The following is a 19,771-nucleotide window of genomic DNA, read 5'->3' as shown; positions in this document are numbered from 1 at the left end:
TCCATAGAGCCAATATAAATAACGAATTTTTATCTGTGATTTTACTTTTTTTTATATACAAAAGATAAGTGAGATCTGCCCTAGAGTCAGCGCGTTTTTTTAGCTATGATCTAAACTCGCTTAAAGTTGATTAATATGGAGTGTGACGTGAAACCAGTTCGTCTGGCAATCCTCGGTCTTGGTACTGTGGGTGGTGGTGCCCTTAAACTATTAAAAGAAAATGCTGCTGAGATTAGACGTCGCACCGGTCGTGAAATTGAAATCACCTATGTGGGAACACGTCGTCCGCGTCCAGACCTCAACTTGCCAGAATCTGTCAAGCAAAGTGATGACTTGATGGACATCGTACGTCAACCCGATGTAGACGTCGTGGTTGAAGTCATGGGCGGTATTCACCCTGCGTATGAAGTCATCATGGAAGCGATGAAACACGGCAAACAAGTCGTGACTGCCAACAAAGCCCTGCTTGCAGAACATGGCAATGAGCTATTTAAAGCAGCAGAAGACAATGCTGTACAAATTGCCTATGAAGCAGCAGTTGCAGGCGGTATTCCAATTATTAAAGTAATTCGTGAAGGTTTGGCTGCCAACAAAATTGAATGGCTAGCAGGCATCATTAACGGTACTGGCAACTTTATTTTAAGTGAAATGCGTGAAAAAGGCCGTACCTTTGAAGATGTCCTGAAAGAAGCGCAAGAATTAGGTTATGCCGAAGCCGATCCAACCTTTGACGTTGAAGGTATTGATGCTGCACACAAACTGACCATTTTGGCTTCATGTGCTTTTGGTATTCCACTACAGTTTGACAAAGTCTTTACCGAAGGTATTGGCAAAGTCACAGCGCAAGATGTGAAATATGCAGAAGAACTAGGCTTCCGCATCAAACACTTAGGGATTGCACGTCGTACCGACAAAGGGATTGAACTTCGCGTCCACCCAACTTTAATTCCTGAAGAAGAATTGATTGCCAACGTCAACGGCGTAAAAAATGCAGTCTTGGTACAAGCCAATGCTGTTGGCCCAACTTTATATTATGGTGCGGGTGCAGGTGCAGGCCCAACAGCGTCTGCTGTGGTTGCCGATGTTGTCGACATTGTCCGTGATATTTCATATACCGAAGATGGTGCAGGTACGATTCCACAATTGGCATTTGAAGCATTAACCGACTTGCCAATTCTAAGCCGTGAAGAAATGACCACTGGCTACTACATCCGTATTAATGCTGAAGACCAAACTGGTGTTCTTGCCGATGTAACCACCATCTTAAGCCGTGCAGGCATCAGTATTGATGCCATCATGCAACAATCACGCTTAAAAGACCTTATTCCTATCGTGATTCTGACTGACCCAGTTCAGGAATCAAAAATGGATGAAGCGTTACAACAAATTCAAGCATTGCCAACCATTCATGGCGAAATTGTACGAATTCGTTTAGAATCGCTTGATAACTAATCGGGTGGAGGGGAATATTTCCTCTTGCCAAGCTCTACACACAATTGGAACATCATCATGTCGAATGCCAATCGTTATACTGGTTTAGTTGACCGTTATCGTGACCGTTTACCAGTGTCTGCAACTACACGTGCAATCTCTCTAGGCGAAGGTAACACGCCGCTCATTAAGCTTGAGAATATTCCACGCATTATTGGTAAAGATGTTGAAATTTATGTGAAGTATGAAGGCTTAAACCCGACAGGTTCATTTAAAGACCGTGGTATGACCATGGCAGTGACCAAAGCGGTTGAAGAAGGTTCAAAAGCCATTATCTGTGCATCTACAGGTAACACTTCTGCTGCGGCTGCAGCTTATGCTGCCCGTGCTGGCATTAAAGCATTCGTTTTAATTCCAGAAGGCAAAATTGCCATGGGCAAAATGGCACAAGCGATGATGTACGGTGCAATCACCATGCAAATTCGTGGTAACTTTGACGATGGTATGCGTCTCGTTAAAGAAGTGGCTGACCAAGCACCTGTAACGATTGTGAACTCAATCAACCCTTACCGCCTACAAGGTCAAAAGACCATCGCTTATGAAATTGTAGATGAATTAGGTCGTGCTCCAGATTACCACTGCTTACCAGTAGGTAACGCAGGTAACATCACTGCTCACTGGATGGGATATACCGAAGCAGTTGCCAACCAACCTGCAGATCAATTCGAGCAGGTGGTATATGACGCAGCTACTGACAAATTCACAGGCCCAAACCCTGAAGGCCGTCCAATCATGGTCGGTTATCAAGCATCTGGTGCTGCGCCATTCTTACGTGGTGCGCCTGTTGAAAACCCAGAAACTGTTGCAACTGCAATCCGTATTGGTAACCCACAAAGCTGGAACCATGCTAAAGCAGTGGTACGTGATTCAGAAGGTTGGTTTGATGAATTGACCGATGCCGAAATTTTAGAAGCACAACGTATGCTGTCTATGTATGAAGGCGTATTTGTTGAGCCTGCATCTGCTGCGTCTATTGGTGGTGCAATGCGCGACATCAAAGCGGGTAAAATCAAAGAAGGTTCTGTGATTGTATGTACCGTAACAGGTAACGGTCTAAAAGACCCTGACACAGCCATGAAACAATGTGCAGATGCTGTTATGTTGTCAATTGATGCCACCATGCAACAAGTAAAAGACTCGATTCTTTCAAATATGTAAAATTTGAAGTGTCATTAAAAAAACCCTGCTTTGGCAGGGTTTTTTCTTGTTTATATTTCTGTTCAGGTTTTTCAGCCTTAATCGTGAGAATCACACCATTAAAGCTGAATATTCGCTTAAATGCGTTTTGGCAACTGACTTGCCCAGCTCATTAAACGGGTTGCATCATTGGTGCGTGCTTGTGAAGTATCTGCACCCAAAAGCACCACCACTGCAGGACGGTTATTTAAAGTGGTGTGCATCACCACACAACGCCCTGCCTCATTGATATATCCTGTTTTAGACAGATTGATATTCCAGCCACCATTACGCACTAACGCATTGGTATTATTAGATTTCAAGACTCGATAACCCAAGTTAAAGTCATACGTTGGCGTCGTTGAGAATTGACGAATCAAACCATATTGCGAGGCAGTACTTACCAAAATACCCAAATCACGTGCAGAAGAAACGTTACGCGGGTCTAGACCTGTGGCTTCGGTAAAGCGGGTAGCATTCATGCCCAATTCACGTGCTTTAGCATTCATTGCTGCAACAAAGGCACTTTTTCCCCCTGGGTAGGTACGCGCTAAGGCTGCTGCTGCTGGGTTTTCAGATTTCATTAAAGCAAATAATAATGCTTCGGCACGGTTGAGCTTGTCACCCACACGCAAAGTCGAACTTGAGTTTTTGCCTGCAGCGCCTGCAAAGTCTATTGATTGTAAGGTAATTTGTTCAGACATATTCAAACGAGCATCTGAGGTGACCACTGCAGTCATCACTTTGGTCACTGAAGCAATTGGCAGTGCTACGTTGGTGTTTTTGCTGTACAGCACTTCACCAGTTTGTGCATCCATCACCAAAGCCGCGCGCGCATTGACAGAAGGCTGGCTGCTATAGGCAGAAGTATCTAAAATACGGACGGTTTTTGGCGTAGTAGACGCGGGTGCAACACCATTGCTGCTACGTACAGTTGTGGTAATTTTGGTTGAACCTGGCGGTGTAGGCTCTGCAACATAAGTGTCTGGTGTAGCCTGAGCGCTCGCACTGCTACTTGCTAGGTCACCATTTAAGAATTGATCGGCTTGCTCTGAAGACCAACTTAATGTCGCCTGACCGTCGCTCCCAGAGGAAGGATTGATGACAAGTTCAGCAAAACTGACAGAACTTAGGCTGAGCATCATAGATGCGATCAGCACATGCATTAACGACTTCTTAGAATTTTTCACGACTGCTTACTCAACTCAGGGAGGTAAGATACATTTGCGTATTACCTCAAATATGCCTTACATTTAATAAAAAATACAACAATGAATAGTTTTTGCCAGGATATTGTGCAGAACTTTTCATTCTGGATTAAGAATAGCATTGCTAATTTTGTCGTTTCATTGCAAGCTAATTTTGCTTTATGTAACAAAAAAGATGATTTTTTCAAAGGGAGAGTGTAGGTGATCACAGTTTTAGTAGTGGACGATCATGAATTGGTACGTACTGGGATTTGCCGTATGCTCGAAGACCATGCCGATGTACAGGTGATTGGACAGGCTGAATCTGGTGAAGAAGCGATTACCTTAGTACGTCAGCATCATCCCAATGTGGTGTTATTAGATGTAAACATGCCTGGCATTGGGGGTGTAGAAACCACGCGTCGCTTGTTGCAGACTGCACCCGACACTAAAGTTTTGGCGGTTAGTGGTTTGGCAGAAGAACCGTACCCATCTTTACTGCTCAAGGCGGGAGCAAAAGGCTACATCACCAAAGGTGCACCAGTGAGCGAGATGGTACGTGCCATCAAAAAAGTCATGCAGGGTGGCAAATACTTCAGTGCCGATATTGCCGAGCAACTGGCCAGTTCATACTTATCTGACACGCAACAATCCCCTTTTGATAGTCTGTCAGAACGTGAAATGCAGGTGGCAATGATGGTAGTGAACTGTATCAGCGCACAGGAAATTGCCGATAAACTCTTTGTTAGTGTAAAAACGGTGAATACTTACCGTTACCGTATTTTTGAAAAATTAAATATTGATAGTGATGTCAAACTCACGCACCTTGCGATTCGTTATGGATTGATTAAGCCTTAATCTTTACTGTGTGCTTGTTGTGCATTTTATCCGTATATAAGACGATGACCCTATGCCAGATTTAAAACAACATTCTGAGTTAAATCAGTATCATCTTGGCATGTGGTATGGTGCGTATCGGCTTTTAATTGCGTTTTGTTTACTGCTGATTACCCTACTCACCTTTCAGCAGCTTGGTTCACAGTATCAGCACCCTGGTTTATATCTGTATACACTGGTCTGCTATTTTGTGTTTAGCTGTGTGCAACTGATCAGCTATAAATATATTCCCTTCAAAAGCAGCCAACAACTGACTCTATTTTTTGCGGTTGATATTATCGCGCTGAGTAGCCTGACTTTTGCAACCGATGGACCCAACCTCTATTTAAGTTTATTGTTTGTGATCACGATTTTTGCGGCATCGTTATTGCTGCAAAAACGTAAAGCCTTGGCCATCACCCTCATTGCCATGATTATGGTGATTTATCAACATTTTGTTGGCAGTTTACTGGCCTTTTCTTCACTGAATAATATTGGTCATAGTGCACTGCTGGCATTTTTATTTTGGGTGGTCTATGGCAGTGGCCGTATTGCAGTAAGACGCTTTCAGCTGTTAGAAAATCTCAACTTTTCACAATCCTTAGAACTGCACCGCCTACAAAATATTAACCGGTATATTTTAGAACAAACGGAAATGGGTTATTTGGTGCTGGATGAAAATTGTCATGTGGTTTTAAGCAACCCTGCGGCCTGTTATTTATTAGGTATTCCTGCACAATACGCACACTCAACCTATCCACTGTATAAAATTCAGCCCGATTTATTTGATCTGTTCAAATTTGACCAGTTACAAGATGGTGAAAAATTTCAGTTTGAATCACAGCTCAGCAATTTTCACGTACATATTCAGGTACAAAAACTCAAAGTACCGCATCAGACTTTGACCTTATTGGCACTTCAGGATGGACAAAAAATAAATCAACAAGTCCAGCAACTTAAACTGGCGGCCTTGGGGCAATTATCGGCCAGTATTGCCCACGAAATCCGTAATCCACTGGCTGCCATTGTACAGGCCAATACGCTCCTCAGTGGCAGTGACGCAGCACAACAACAATTGTTGTCCGGCATGATCAGTAAACAAGCGGCCCGGATTGATAAAATTATTCACGACACCTTAAGTATGGTGAAAAACAAACAAACCACACCTGTAGTGATTCAGCTAAACCAATTTTTGCCGCAACTCATTAGGGAAGATTTACCCGATGCTGCCAGTAAAATTCGGCTGCAACTTGAAAATCAAATCAGTATTCTGTTTGATGAATTACAGTTACGCCAAGTACTAATAAACCTGATTCGCAATGCCATTCGACACAATTCAGCAGATCAGCAAGCCATAGAAATTCATGCATATCATCAAGCAAATCATATTTGCATTGATGTACAGGATTTTGGCTCAGGGGTTGCCAGTCAGGATATTCGCTATCTGTTCCAACCATTTTTCAGTACCGAAATTAATGGAACTGGTTTAGGATTATATTTATCACATAGTTTTTGCGAAGCCAATCAAGCCAAGCTGAGCTATGTAGAACAAAAACAAGGGGCATGTTTCAGAATTAAATGCCAATGCCCACCCGCGATTTAGTCTTTATTTAACGATGTAGTTTTTGTGTTGTTTTGGGGAAAATATGCACGCTGTTCAACCTTTGGTTTTATTGGTCGATGACGAAGAAGACCTTTGTACTCTTATGCAAATGACTTTGGCTCGCATGGGCATTCAAACTCATGTGGCCTACCGTCTGGAACAAGCGAAACAGCGTTTGGCTGAACATCATTATGATGCTTGTTTAACCGACTTAAACCTACCCGATGGCAATGGTATACAACTGGTGGAATTCATTGCAGAGCAATATCCCAATTTACCCGTAGCCGTGTTAACAGCTTATGGCAATATGGAAATTGCAATTGCGGCATTAAAGGCGGGTGCATTTGACTTTGTTAGCAAACCAGTTAATCAGATGCATTTGCAGCAACTCCTTGAAAAATCGCTAAATAAGCCGTTTGATAAAGCCGAACCAAACAGCCAAGATCAACTCGAATACAAAATGTTGATTGGGCAATCTTTGCCTATTCAGCAATTACGCAGCACCATCAAAAAAATTGCCCGCTCCCAAGCGCCTGTGTTTATTACAGGCGAATCAGGTACAGGGAAAGAAGTAGTTGCCAATTTGGTACACCGTTTAAGTAACCGCAATGAAGGGCCATTTATTGCAATTAACTGCGGGGCAATTCCAACCGAGCTCATGGAAAGCGAGCTGTTTGGGCATAAAAAAGGCAGCTTTACAGGCGCAACCCAAGACAAACAGGGTTTGATTCAATCTGCACATGGTGGCAGCTTGTTCTTAGATGAAATAGCCGAGTTGCCACTGAGTATGCAAGTCAAACTGCTGCGTGCGGTTCAGGAAAAACGGATTCGTCCTGTCGGTTCAGACACCGAAATTGATGTCGATTTTCGTGTGATCAGTGCCAGTCATCAAGACTTAGAAAGTTTGGTTCAGCAAGGACGTTTCCGTCAGGATTTATTTTTCCGTATTCATGTGATGGATTTAGTCTTGCCTGCCCTGCGTGAACGTGAACAGGATATTTTATTACTGGCAGATCACTTTATTCAAAAAGTCGCACAAGAATGGGATATTCCTGCTAAACAGCTCACCCCACGTGCCCAGCAATTTTTACTGGAACAATACTATCCTGGCAACGTGCGTGAATTACGCAATATTATTGAACGCGCCATGACCCTAAGTGATGATGCAGTCATTGACTTACAACACCTACAAACTGCGCCTTTACGGCAGTTTAGTATGGAAACTAGCGCGGAGACTCCACTATCCTCAGACACAAATAACGCACTCATGTCAGATGCGATACTAACGGGACGTAAACTGCCAGAAGAAGGTTTAGAAGCTTATTTAGAAAAAGTGGAAAAAGATATTTTACTGAATGCCCTGAATCTAACCCACTGGAACCGCACCTTAGCCGCAAAAAAACTGGGGATGTCTTTCCGCTCTTTACGTTATCGTTTGAAAAAATTTGGGCTCGATACTGAAGATGAATAAGCACTATTCATCTTCAAACTGTATGCGGTGTAAGTTGTGAGTGGCCAGAGATGTATTAACGGCGACTGAGCAACAAGTTCGCCACATGCTCTAAATACGCATCCTCTTTCATCTCTGCAGTCTGGATATATTGCTGATTCGGCTGAATCCCTACGCCTTCAATCATTTGATCACGTGGGGTGTAGTAATGCGAAACTGTCATTTGCAAGGCCGAACCATCGCTGAGGGGAAACAGCTTCTGTACCACACCTTTGCCATAGCTTTTTTCACCCATGACCCAAGCCCGTGCGTGATCTTTCAAAGCAGCCGTAAAAACCTCTGCGGCCGAAGCCGAACGCTGATTAATCAGTACCCCTACTTTTAAATTTTGAAATTCAAAACTTGGTAATGCCTGAAATTGCTGATCGCCCTCAGAACGACTTTTGGTCGATACAATCACACCCTGATTTAGAAATAAATCGGCAGATTCTACTGCAGCAGACAACAAGCCCCCTGGGTTATTACGCAAGTCAATCAATACAGCTCTTAAACGTGGTGTACTATGTTCTTCAATTAAGCGTTTGATTTCATTAGCAGTATCTTGCTGAAACACGCGGACCTTAAGCAACAAGACCTGATTCGGAAGCATTTGTGCCTGAATATCAGTTTCCACTTTTTTGTTGCGCACCAATAACATAGAGGGCTGATTGGCCGCACGCTGTACACTTAAAGTCGAACCTACTGAACCTGTGAGCAAGTTATTGACCTGCTCTGCAGTGAGTTTTCTTAATTCCTGATCATCAATTTTGAACAGGCTATCACCATTACGCAGTCCTTGTTTGGCAGAGTCTGCATCGGTATTTAAGTTCTGAATTACCCACTGCTGCTGGGCCATTTCATAACGTAAATTAAAATCGACCGAAGCCAAATCGCCTTCGGTATATTGTAGAAGCTGTTTATATTCTTCTGCAGTTAAATAACGCGAATAGCGGTCTAAACCGCTCACCAAGCCACGAATGGCTTGCTGAAATAAGGCATCGTCACTTTTTTCAGTCACGTAGTTGTCTTTGACTATGCCATAAATTTGTACAAACTCCTGAATCGCCTCGACAGGCACATCTACATAATCCTGTGCCTGTGTTGGCCCATCCAGCTCTAACTCATCAGGTGCAGCCCAAGTCTGGGAATGACCAACCCACAACAGCAATGTCGTCAATGCCAATGCATAAATTTTGTGAGCCGTCATTCCATCACCAGTCTGAGGTTATGCCTGTAGGCAAATTAAGTTACGACCTTGCATGTCTGCAGGGACAGGCAATTGCATCAAATTCAGTAAAGTTGGCGCAACGTCTGCCAACACACCACCTTCTGCAATAGTCGCCTGTGTTGGGCCTACATAAATGAATGGCACCAATTCAGTCGTATGTTGCGTGTGTACCTGACCACTGTCATAGTCTTGCATTTGTTCAACGTTACCATGGTCAGCAGTAATAATCATGTGACCCTGTTTCGCCATCACCGCTTCATAGACGCGACCCAAGCAGGTATCGACCGCTTCAACCGCTTTCACTGCAGCATCAAAAACACCAGTATGACCGACCATATCGCCATTGGCATAGTTCACCACCAACAAGTCATACTCACCTGAATTGATTGCAGCAACCAGTTCATCGGTCACTTCATAAGCACTCATTTCTGGTTTTAAGTCATAAGTTGCCACATTTGGTGATGGAATCAGGATGCGTTTTTCACCCGGATATTCATCTTCACGGCCACCACTAAAGAAGAAGGTCACGTGTGCATATTTTTCAGTTTCGGCAATACGCAACTGGGTTTTACCCAAGTCTGACAAGTACTCACCAATCGAGTTTTTCAAATCTTCTGGCATATACGCCACAGGCGCAGCAATGCTAGCTTGATAACGGGTCAACATCACAAATTTAGACAGTTGTGGCACAACTTTTCGCTCAAAGCCAGCAAAGTCCTGTTCTACAAAGGCTTTGGTTAATTCACGCGCGCGGTCAGCACGGAAGTTCATGAATACCACGCTGTCGCCATCTTGAATTTGGGCAATTTCACCAATACGAGTGGCTTTAACAAACTCATCACTTTCATCTGCTGCGTAAGCCGCTGCCAAGCCCTCTACCGCAGTTGCAGCAGTACGCACTGCCTCACCTTCAGTGAGTAGACGATAGGCTTGTTCTACACGATCCCAACGGTTGTCACGATCCATTGCAAAGTAACGGCCAATTAAGCTGGCAATACGCCCCTGATCTGGATACTGTGCAAATAATGCATCCAATTTTTCTAAAGAAGGCTGTGCGCTTTTTGGTGGTGTATCACGACCATCTAAAAAGGCATGTAGATACACTTTTGCACCACGTTTAAGTGCCAATTCTGCCATCGCCACAATGTGATCTTCATGCGAATGCACACCACCTTCAGACAATAAACCCAAAATATGCACTGCACCGTTAGCAGCTTTGGCTTTCTCTACAGCATCCACCAACACCTCATGCTCAAAGAAAACACCTGTGCGGATGTCTTTGGTAATACGGGTAAAGTCTTGGTATAACACGCGCCCTGCGCCCAAGTTCATGTGACCGACTTCAGAGTTGCCCATTTGACCATCTGGCAGGCCAACATCTTCACCAGAACCAGAGATCAAACCATGCGGATGCTTTTCCTGCATAGCAGTCAAATTTGGTCGTTTCGCTGCTAAAAACGCGTTGTCTTCGACCGCTTCGCGATGACCCACACCATCCATAATCACCAATACGTGAGGGATTTTGCCAGCAGTTGCATCCGCCATAATCAATACTCTTTTTCGTCTACAAATTAATCATGCTATCTTAACGAATTTTGCGTCAAGACTCTATGTTCAGAAGATGGTTTCCACCACTGATTCAGATAGGTTTAGCCAATCAAACAGAAAAGCAGCAGCATCGGTGCGCACTTAGCGTGCACGATGCAATAAATAGCCGCCGATGACAAACATCAGAACAATAGGAATAAATACGAACCACGCAGGCGATGGTGCATAAACCAAGCTTGCATAGCCCAAGAAATCCTGCAAATAAAAGAAGGTTAAACCCACAAATAAGGCAATCACCAAACGAAAACCCATAGATTGCTGACGTAACGGCCCAAAAATAAAGGAACAGGCAATCACCACCAAGGCAATTAGGGCAAATGGCGCACCAAGTTTTTGCCAAAAGGCCAATTGGTAAGTTTTTGGCACTTGGCTGTATTCATGCATATAACTCATGAAACTCACCAACTGGCTAGGTGATAAATCTTCAGGGTCGATGGTGACCATGTGCACATATTTCGGCTGCAAAGCCAAAGCCAATGCTTGTTGGCTATTTTTGGCCAAGGTCGCGTTACCTGCTTGCAAAATATCCATCTGTTCAGTTTGATTCAACAACCAGCTGCCATCTTTAACAAACTGCCCTTGATCGGCAGACAGCGTGCCACGCAGACGATAGTTCTCATCAAAGTCGACCACTTGCACATTTTTTAGCTGACCTTGGGCATTAGCATAGTCAATATAAATAAATCGATTGCCTTCACGTGACCAATAGCCACGAACTTCGCCCAACTCTGCTACGCTGCGGTGACTTTTAACGCTTTTGGCCTGTTCGTTGGTATACGGTATCACCCATTCACTAAGTACAAACGACAGAACGACCAACACCAAAGCGGAACGAATGACCCATCCCACAATACGCCACAGACTAATTCCTGCAGAACGCATCACAATCAATTCACTGTTGGATGCCAAAGTACCCAAACCTAAAACTGCACCAATTAAGGCAGAAATAGGTAAAATTTCATAAAGATAGGTTGGCGCACCCCATAACACATACAGTAGCGCCTGCCATGCACCATAACCCTCTTTGAGTGAACCCAACTCTCCCAAATAGGTAAACAACACCTGCAAACCAGACAGAATTGCGGTGGCACCAAACATAGCCAGTGCCGTGGTCTTGATAACGTGTTTTGCAACTATACGACGTGCCAACATCTTAAGACCTCACTCGCTGAATTTGCTGCTTAATTTTAGGTGCCAGTTTTTGTTTACGCGAGAACAAGGCTGCGGCAATGGCATACGCCAACAATACCAGTGGATAGGCAATCATGCCCATCTCTTCCTTGCTAACACGAGTTTTAACTGCCATCAGTGCCACAATCAAACTGGCGAAAATTAACAAAGCTGGAAATAGTTTTAAATAACGTCCCTGCCGTGGACTCACTTCTGATAATGCCACTGCTAAAAACAGCGCCACCACAATTGCAAACGGCACAAAAATACGCCAACCTAGCTCACTGGCCACCACAGGGTCTTCACGGTTTTCCCAGAGTTGTGACGTGGTTAAAGCTTCGACTTCAGCACTTTCAAATTTGGCTTCTTTGTCATTTTCTAAACGTAAACGATAACTTTGGAATTCTGCCTGGGAATATTTGGCTGTGCCTGGGAATATTTCATAACGGCGACCTTCAACCAAATCCACCACATTGGCAGGATCATTTTCCAGTTCTACCCGTGTGGCCTCTTTGGCTAAAATCATCACATCTGGGCGGCCTGCTTTTTCAGCCCGTTGATAGAAGAAAATATCTTTCAGGTTTTTACGGTCTTCAGATAAATCGCCTGCATAAATGGTGTATGGCCCCGAAGAAATAAATTCTTTGGGTCGCACCAAATCAAAACCTGTACGCACCGCCTGACTAGTGGTCAGTGCTTCAAACTGACGAATCCCCCAAGGCGATGCCCACAGCATCAAAAAGCCTTGCACAATCAGAAACACCAACGTCATAGGTACCAATAAACGTGCCAACTGATGTCGACTCACACCACTACTGTTGAGCACTGCCATTTCATGATCGACATATAAACGACCAAAGACCAGCATCAGACCAATAAAGAAACCTAAAGGTAAAATCAGCGTCAAAAATTCAGGCAAGCGATAGCCAATGATGCTGAATAAAATACTCGCATCCAAACGCCCTTGCGCGGCTACGCCAAAATACTTGATCAGTCGACCACCCATCATGATCAAGGTCAGTAAGGCAATCACAACCAAGGATGTCGACACAACTTGCTTGACCAAATAACGCCGAATAATCAAATTATTTCTTCCAAAATGTGAGGGAATCCAATTCGCGTTAGTTTACCTGAATGTGCAAAATATAAAACCTATCACCTTGTTATACATTGAAACTCGACGCATAAAAATGTTTCAATGGTTGCATAGTTTGCACATTTAGATAGGCATAAAATCCAGTGATAAAATTTAGCTTAAGTACGTCATTCCCAGCGCAAAGCGCCAATGAATATTTGTTGATTTTAGTGGCTGCAGAGCAAGTTCCACAGGCAACTGCTGCTTATCAAATCAAGGATTTAGACCGTATTCTTGATGCCACACAATTTAAGGCAGGCCTGAATGAAAGTCTAAGTCTGGTGGCCAATGTTGCAGAATGTGCACATAGCGCTCTGATTGGCTTAGGTAAAGTTGAAGAATTACAGCCTGCAAAACTGGCAAAAATTGCACAAAGCATTATCAAATCTTCACAAAAAAAATTTAAACAGATCAGCATTGATCTGTCTGCCTTGCCAAGCGAATTGCATTATGTATTTGCACTTAGCCTCACGCAGGCAGCTTACGCCTTTGATGAATTCAAAAGCAAAAAGAATGAATTTAATCTTGAACAGATCAACTTAATTGCCAAAGAAAGCTCACTCACTGCCGATCAGTTGCAGTTAATTGAAGCTGTGCAATCAGGGCAAAACATGGCGCGTGACTTGGGTAACCGTCCGGGCAACATTTGCTTCCCTGAATATTTGGCAGAACAGGCTCAAGCCTTGGCGGCAGAGTTTCCAGACCTGCTCAAAGTCACCATTTTAGATGAAGCACAAATGGCGGAACTGGGCATGGGTGCATTCCTTGCAGTCAGTCAGGGTTCAGACCGTCCAGGGCGCATCATTAGTCTTGAATACCAAGCGCAGCGTGATGAAGCCCCTGTGGTCTTAGTGGGTAAAGGGATTACTTTTGATACAGGCGGCATTTCACTCAAACCTGGCTTAGGCATGGATGAAATGAAATTTGATATGTGTGGTTCTGCCTCAGTCTTAGGCACCATGCGCGCACTGTGCGAAGCACGTTTGCCAATTCATGTGGTCGGCACCATTGCTGCGGCTGAAAATATGCCTTCAGGTAAAGCAACCCGCCCAGGTGATATTGTGACCAGTATGAGCGGTCAAACCATCGAAATTTTAAATACCGATGCCGAAGGTCGTTTGGTACTGTGCGATACCCTTACCTATGTGAAACGCTTCAACCCTGCGTTGGTGATTGATATTGCCACTTTAACAGGCGCGTGCGTGGTTGCACTCGGTTCAGTGCTAACCGGTATGTTTAGCCCTGACGATGAACTGGCAGCAGAATTGGAAGCCGCAGGACAAACTGCATTTGACCGTGTATGGCGCATGCCTGTAATTGATGACTATCAGGAACAACTGGATTCACCATTTGCCGACATTGGCAACATTGGTGGGCCAAAAGCAGGTTCAGTGACTGCAGCTTGTTTCTTGCAGCGCTTTACCCGTGACTACCGTTGGGCGCACCTAGATATTGCAGGTACAGCATGGAACTCAGGCAGCAATAAAGGTGCAACAGGCCGTCCTGTTCCATTATTGATGCAATTCCTTGCACAACGTGCAGGCCATAATGGCTAAAGTCAGCTTTTATTTGTTTGAAAAAAGCCCTGAACGGCAAGTGGAAAGCACTTGCCGTTTATGCCGCAAAATTCTGCGGCAGCAGGCGCGCATTTGGCTGCACTGCCCTGACGCTGACTTGCAACAAGCCTTAGATGAACGTCTATGGAGCTTTGATGCCAGCAGTTTTATTCCTCATGGCATCAACCAAACACAGGCCAGTGTATGTATTTCTGCCGAATTACCGCTTGAATCGGACTGGATTGTGTTTAATTTTAACAGTCAGGCACTTGAAGCCTATGCAAAATTTAGTCACATTATTGAGATTATTGAAAATCACGACACTGCCAAAGTGCTTGGGCGTGAAAAATTTAAACAATATCGACGTTTGGGCATAGAACCACAGACGTTTAAGCTTTAATTTTAAAACGATTTTTACAAATACTGCTCAGAATAAGGAGAGTTGTTGTGACCTTAAATGTCGGCTCAGATTTTAAACAGCGCTGGTTAACTGCGCCTCAGGCTGTGCGCCAGACATTTATGGATGACCTTTACCGCATCTGTGAAGTCTTGCAACCTGAAACGAATTTGCAAAACTGGATTGCCCAAGATCAACGTGCACAACAGCAATCTCAGAACACCATTGAACAAGCTTATGCCAATTTAAAAGCACGCTTGATTGAAGAAGCCCGCCAGCGTCGTCAGTTGGCCTTAGAGAAAAAACTGGAGCAGCAGCGTGCAGAACAAGCAGCCTATGCTGCACAGTTACAACAAGATGAAGCTCAGCGTTTTGCAGAGCAAACCCAGACCCTAGCCATTATGCGCCAAAGTTTGGATCATGAAATTTCAACCTATACCGCACGTTATCAGAAAAATCCTGAATTCCCTGCACTGAGTTTTAATAAAGCAGCTTTAAGTGTTAGTGATGATCAAATCCTGTCTGAATTGGAAAGTGTGCGTTTGCGTTTAGAATTAGAAGCAGAAACCCAGATTGAACAAGCAGTGACCATTTTCCGTGCACGCCTGCATGCTGCTGCTCAGGAAGAAATAGACTATATTTTAAAAAATTCAAATTTTTCTAAAGAGTAATTTTACTTTTTATACAAAATTAACCCAAAGTTTTAACCCAAGTGTCATTAAACTGCAACATTTCTGTCACATCATGAGCGCTCGGAAAAAGTTGAATTTTCAACTTTTATTTCCTTTTATGACTTTTGCAATCATGGGTTTCAAATGGATATCTTGACGAAAATTTCAGGAAAAATCGACCATCTACATACGGGCGAACAGTGGAGTATTCGTGCTCAGGATCTATGGATGAGTCGTGCAGACTTCCAATCATTATGCATGTACTTATCTAAAGAGGCTGAAAAAGGTGAGTTTTCAATTCAAAGCGATAACGCAATTGTGCCACGTTTAGGTGGTACTGAGTTGACAGTCATCAAACACTAAAACCAAATATGATCAAAAGTCCACACTGTGGGCTTTTTTTAGCACTAGCCAAAATAAAATTAAGGGTTTAAATCCAATCACCCAACCAAGATAAAATATTACCTAAACCGTAACCTATTGCCATTAAAGAAAAAATCCACACAGCAGCACCGACTACGTTATACACAGTAAAAGTCGCCAAAGGCATATGCCCCGACCCTGCTGCAAAGGGTGCAAAAGACCGCACGAAAGGTATAAAACGTGCCATTAAAATAGTTTTACCGCCATGTTTCATAAAATAATGGTTGGTTTTTACAATATATTCGGGTTTGAAATAACGTGAATGCTGATGAAAGTATTTTAGTCCCAATATGCGTCCAGTGTAGTAGTTGACGCTATATCCCAAGACCGCAGCAACAAAAAGCAAAATGCCCATATAGTGCAAATGCACCACGTCAGTGGTAGAGCACAGCGCACCAATGGCGATCAGCAAGCTGTCACCTGGCAAAAAGAACATAAACACGGAACCTGTTTCTGCAAAAATGATCAGAAACAAAATGGCATAAATCCACACCCCATAATTATCGAGTAATATGGGCAGCCAGTATTCCAAATTCATTAAAATATCAATCATCTACAATAAACCAATGCATCATCCATGATGAAAAAATGACTTTATTCGGCTGAATTATCCCTAAAAATAAAAAAACAGTCTAATTTTTCAATCAGACTGTTTGAATTTAACGGCGTTGTGCTTATTTTAAAAAGCCATTTTCAGCCAAAAACTCCATGCTGATTTTGGATTGCTGTGTGGTTTCTGCAGCTTTATCACCCAATAGCAAACGCTCAATATAGCGTGCCAATACATCCACTTCTAAATTGACTTTGCTGCCGACTTTCCATGTACCAATATTGGTGCGTTCTGCCGTATGTGGAATTAAATTTAGACTGATGATGCTGCCACGTAAATGGTTAATGGTCAGGCTAATGCCATCTACCGTCACCGAGCCTTTTTCTGCCAAATATTTGGCAATTTCTGCAGGTGCAGTCACTTCATAATAAATCGAACGCGCATCTTCACGTACCACGGTAATTTCACCCACGGCATCTACGTGCCCACTCACGATATGTCCGCCAAAACGTGTGGTTGGCAGCATGGCCTTTTCAACGTTGACAGGTTGACCGACTTTCCATGTACCTAAAGTGGTACGGTTCAGACTTTCACGCGACACATCTGCCACATACCAGTTATCGCCCCACTCAATCACGGTTAGACAAATACCATTGGTGGCAATCGAGTCACCCAAATGCACATCTGACATATCTAAATCTGTCTGAATACGCAAACGTACATCACCGCCCACACTTTGCAGGCTTTCCACTTTACCTAAACTTTCAATAATGCCTGTAAACATAATTCTTTCTCTAATGTGTTCATTAAGGTGGGCTTACCACAAGGCCAGCTGGGTACTCACCCCTGAGGTATCGACACCGCCCAATTCTGCAAAATGGTACAACTGACCCAGCAACTGACGAATTGGCGGGCCTGATTTGGCATGGGTGTCGGTAATCACAATAAATTCCAGCACGCGCGCACGTTCAGACTGACGCTGCTTACTGACACGATAACGTGGTACATCTTGGGTCAATAACGTCACTCGGCCACGCTTTAAGTTAGCTTGTAGCAAGTCTGTGGCACTGATATTACCATCGGTAGAATAGCTGGTCAGAATAAAACGTGCATTGATGGTTTCCAATAAGGTTTCATAAGCCTCTTTGGCATACTTGGAAGAGTTGTATGGACTTGGACGTTCCTTACGCCATGCACGGTCAATACCACTTTTAAAGCCTTTGGTGTCTGGGGTGGGTAAATCGACCTGATCCCACAACGTTAAAGCATTTAAAACATGATAGTTACTGCTATAGGCATGTTGGTTATATGGAGGGTCCAAGTACGCGACATCAACTTCAAAACCACTCATTTGATTAGCCAGATGCTGTGCATCAACACACCACATTTCTGCAGCAGGTTTGCTGGCATCGCCAATTTCACAAAAACGGCTTGGAGTGAGCCACAATAACGATTCAATTCGTTCCAATGCGGTTTTAGTTTTACCGCCCCAACCATGATGGAAACTTTTAAATACCCCACTGGTATTGCTGACAAAACTGGCAGAATAGAGTAGAGGTGCCAATAAGGCCGACATCTCAACATCATCAATTGCACCCTGCGCTTGCCACGTGGCAATTTGCTGACGAATCGCATCGATACGCATACCGTTACGACGTTTAAAGAATAAACGGTCACGGCTTGGGTCATAAATTTCGTCGTTGCGCGGACACAAATTATGCGTCACCCAGCCTTTGACTTCAGGCAAGCGGTTCAAATAATCAATGGCTTTTTGATAGCCGCCTAATTCTTTAAACGCAGGTGCTTCGGTGCAGGCCAAAATCGCATGGTTTAAGGCATGGCTGTAGGGTTCCCAGTCATTGGCAATTACCCGATAGCCATTTTGGCGAGCCAAACGTGATACCACCCCGGAGCCTGCAAAAAAGTCGGCAAAAATTGGGGCACGACCGTCTTTAGGATGCAGTGTCCCTGTCTGTTCAAGGGCTTCTAAAATCAAATGCAGTAAACGGCGTTTATTGCCCAAATAAGGCACCAATTGATGAAATAAGTATTCATCGGTGGTGCGTGCCGCATGACGACGTTTGTGATAAACCGTTGACTCTGAACTCATAGTGTCTCTTGAGAAGGAATTAACCTAAGGCGCACGTCATCACCCAATTGAGTGACGTCGCAAAGTTTAAATCGAAGTTGCTCTGCCATCTGCTCAAATTCTGCATTAAACATGGCACGTGCTGATTGCCCTAATAATGTAGGCGCCACATAGCTGATGACTTCATCAACTAAGCTTTCTTGCAAGAAAGCGGTAGATAAAGTTGCGCCTGCCTCAACCAGTACATCATAAATTTGATGCTGTTTGACCAGTTCAGCCAGTAAGCTTGCCAAAGGCTGTACCGCCAATTGTATCACGCCTAAGGCTGCCAACTCTGCACGATACGGCCCCATCACCATCACGGTTTCAGGTTGCTGCAGAATTTGTGCGCTCAAAGGCAAACGACCTTGACGGTCTAAAATAATCCGTTTTGGCTGTACCACATTGTGAAGATCATCCACCGCTGCCAACTGACGTACATTGAGCAGACAGTCATCGGCCAGTACCGTATCAATACCCGTAATGACTACTGCAGAAATTGCACGCCAATGTTGCACATCTGCACGTGCTGCAGCCCCTGTAATCCATTTAGATTCACCCGAAGCCATGGCGGTACGACCATCCAAACTAGAGGCAATTTTTAAACGCACATAAGGCATACCTGTAGCCATAGCTTTTAAAAAGCCTGCATTTAACTGTGCTGCTTCAGCTTCTGCCACGCCCACACTGACCTGAATACCTGCATCCTGTAAAATCTGAACGCCTTTACCTGCCACCAATGGATTTGGGTCTGGACAAGCCACAACCACTTTGACCACGCCTGCATCAACCAAGGCTTTGGCACATGGTGGTGTGCGCCCATAGTGTGCACAAGGTTCCAAGGTCACATAGGCGGTTGCACCCTGCGCTTGTTCAGCGGCCTGACGCAAAGCAAAGACTTCGGCATGTGGCTGTCCTGCACGCGGATGGAAACCTTCGCCCAATAATTGGGCATCTTTAACAATAACGCAGCCCACGTTCGGATTTGGCTTAGTGCTGTATTGCCCCAAACGTGCCAGTTCAATGGCACGACGCATCCAAAAAAGATCATCAGGTTGCGCGTCAGTATTGAGTTCAGTCATG

At 44.1% G+C, this 19,771-nt stretch carries 18 protein-coding genes; 9 read left to right on the top strand and 9 right to left on the bottom strand.

Going from position 1 to position 19,771, the window contains the following annotated elements:
• Window positions 1-147: 147 nt before the first annotated feature.
• Together HHA42_RS05345 and thrC are read left to right on the top strand one after the other, a co-directional pair.
• Window positions 148-1,452, top strand: coding sequence for a homoserine dehydrogenase (locus HHA42_RS05345; protein WP_168460939.1), 1,305 nt, complete (start codon window positions 148-150; stop codon window positions 1,450-1,452).
• Window positions 1,453-1,509: 57 nt separating this feature from the next.
• Entirely contained in the window at window positions 1,510-2,649 is a 1,140-nt protein-coding gene (gene thrC, locus HHA42_RS05340; RefSeq protein WP_104852917.1) for a threonine synthase, read from the top strand.
• Window positions 2,650-2,765: 116 nt separating this feature from the next.
• Here the strand turns inward: thrC and HHA42_RS05335 are convergent, their stop codons facing one another.
• Entirely contained in the window at window positions 2,766-3,857 is a 1,092-nt protein-coding gene (locus HHA42_RS05335) for a serine hydrolase (RefSeq protein ID WP_168525662.1), read from the bottom strand.
• Between the two features lie 219 nt (window positions 3,858-4,076).
• Between HHA42_RS05335 and HHA42_RS05330 the strand changes: the two genes are divergently transcribed.
• The 3 genes from HHA42_RS05330 to HHA42_RS05320 are packed head-to-tail and all read left to right on the top strand — an operon-like array spanning window position 4,077 to window position 7,804.
• Window positions 4,077-4,712 carry a response regulator gene (locus HHA42_RS05330; protein WP_004975702.1) on the top strand — a complete coding sequence of 212 codons (636 nt, stop codon included), beginning with the start codon at window positions 4,077-4,079 and terminating at the stop codon, window positions 4,710-4,712.
• Window positions 4,713-4,764: 52 nt separating this feature from the next.
• Window positions 4,765-6,333: a HAMP domain-containing sensor histidine kinase gene (locus tag HHA42_RS05325; protein WP_168525660.1), complete on the top strand. Its 1,569-nt coding sequence runs from the start codon at window positions 4,765-4,767 to the stop codon at window positions 6,331-6,333.
• Window positions 6,334-6,376: 43 nt separating this feature from the next.
• Window positions 6,377-7,804 (top strand): sigma-54 dependent transcriptional regulator, encoded by a 1,428-nt coding sequence (locus tag HHA42_RS05320; RefSeq protein ID WP_168525658.1) that lies wholly within the window; start codon window positions 6,377-6,379, stop codon window positions 7,802-7,804.
• A 55-nt stretch (window positions 7,805-7,859) separates the two neighbouring features.
• On the opposite strand, the gene HHA42_RS05315 is transcribed toward HHA42_RS05320, so the two are convergent.
• The 4 genes from HHA42_RS05315 to lptF form a co-directional block, all read right to left on the bottom strand.
• Window positions 7,860-9,029, bottom strand: coding sequence for a S41 family peptidase (locus HHA42_RS05315; protein ID WP_168525656.1), 1,170 nt, complete (start codon window positions 9,027-9,029; stop codon window positions 7,860-7,862).
• Between the two features lie 18 nt (window positions 9,030-9,047).
• Window positions 9,048-10,595, bottom strand: coding sequence for a 2,3-bisphosphoglycerate-independent phosphoglycerate mutase (gene gpmI / locus HHA42_RS05310; protein WP_168525654.1), 1,548 nt, complete (start codon window positions 10,593-10,595; stop codon window positions 9,048-9,050).
• Between the two features lie 144 nt (window positions 10,596-10,739).
• Window positions 10,740-11,810, bottom strand: a complete 1,071-nt coding sequence (gene lptG, locus HHA42_RS05305; RefSeq protein WP_168418365.1) for an LPS export ABC transporter permease LptG — start codon at window positions 11,808-11,810, stop codon at window positions 10,740-10,742.
• A 1-nt stretch (window position 11,811) separates the two neighbouring features.
• Entirely contained in the window at window positions 11,812-12,912 is a 1,101-nt protein-coding gene (lptF, locus tag HHA42_RS05300; protein WP_168418364.1) for an LPS export ABC transporter permease LptF, read from the bottom strand.
• Window positions 12,913-13,070: 158 nt separating this feature from the next.
• On the opposite strand from lptF, the gene HHA42_RS05295 reads away from it, so the two are divergent.
• From HHA42_RS05295 to HHA42_RS05280, 4 genes are all read left to right on the top strand, one after another.
• Window positions 13,071-14,519 carry a leucyl aminopeptidase gene (locus HHA42_RS05295; protein WP_168525695.1) on the top strand — a complete coding sequence of 483 codons (1,449 nt, stop codon included), beginning with the start codon at window positions 13,071-13,073 and terminating at the stop codon, window positions 14,517-14,519.
• On the top strand, window positions 14,512-14,919 hold the full coding sequence (locus HHA42_RS05290; protein WP_168418363.1) for a DNA polymerase III subunit chi: 408 nt from the start codon (window positions 14,512-14,514) through the stop codon (window positions 14,917-14,919). The genes HHA42_RS05295 and HHA42_RS05290 overlap by 8 nt, the downstream gene beginning before the upstream one ends.
• A 47-nt stretch (window positions 14,920-14,966) precedes the next feature.
• A complete protein-coding gene (locus tag HHA42_RS05285) occupies window positions 14,967-15,587 on the top strand; it encodes a hypothetical protein (protein WP_168525652.1) in 621 nt (206 codons plus the stop codon).
• A gap of 144 nt (window positions 15,588-15,731) precedes the next feature.
• Window positions 15,732-15,950, top strand: a complete 219-nt coding sequence (locus HHA42_RS05280; RefSeq protein ID WP_136144345.1) for a hypothetical protein — start codon at window positions 15,732-15,734, stop codon at window positions 15,948-15,950.
• 67 nt (window positions 15,951-16,017) lie between these two features.
• Here HHA42_RS05280 and HHA42_RS05275 read toward each other — a convergent pair whose 3' ends face one another.
• The 4 genes from HHA42_RS05275 to ribD form a co-directional block, all read right to left on the bottom strand.
• Window positions 16,018-16,563, bottom strand: a complete 546-nt coding sequence (locus HHA42_RS05275; RefSeq protein ID WP_168460954.1) for a VTT domain-containing protein — start codon at window positions 16,561-16,563, stop codon at window positions 16,018-16,020.
• A gap of 121 nt (window positions 16,564-16,684) precedes the next feature.
• Window positions 16,685-17,344, bottom strand: coding sequence for a riboflavin synthase (locus tag HHA42_RS05270; protein ID WP_168460955.1), 660 nt, complete (start codon window positions 17,342-17,344; stop codon window positions 16,685-16,687).
• A 33-nt stretch (window positions 17,345-17,377) separates the two neighbouring features.
• A complete protein-coding gene (locus tag HHA42_RS05265; protein WP_131260998.1) occupies window positions 17,378-18,670 on the bottom strand; it encodes a DNA adenine methylase in 1,293 nt (430 codons plus the stop codon).
• Entirely contained in the window at window positions 18,667-19,770 is a 1,104-nt protein-coding gene (gene ribD / locus HHA42_RS05260) for a bifunctional diaminohydroxyphosphoribosylaminopyrimidine deaminase/5-amino-6-(5-phosphoribosylamino)uracil reductase RibD (RefSeq protein WP_168525693.1), read from the bottom strand. The genes HHA42_RS05265 and ribD overlap by 4 nt, the downstream gene beginning before the upstream one ends.
• Window position 19,771: the final 1 nt, after the last annotated feature.

Source organism: Acinetobacter sp. A3 (genome assembly GCF_012371415.1).
GTDB lineage: Bacteria > Pseudomonadota > Gammaproteobacteria > Pseudomonadales > Moraxellaceae > Acinetobacter.
Note: the sequence above shows the minus strand (reverse complement) of the source record. Positions and strands in the feature narration are given on the sequence as shown.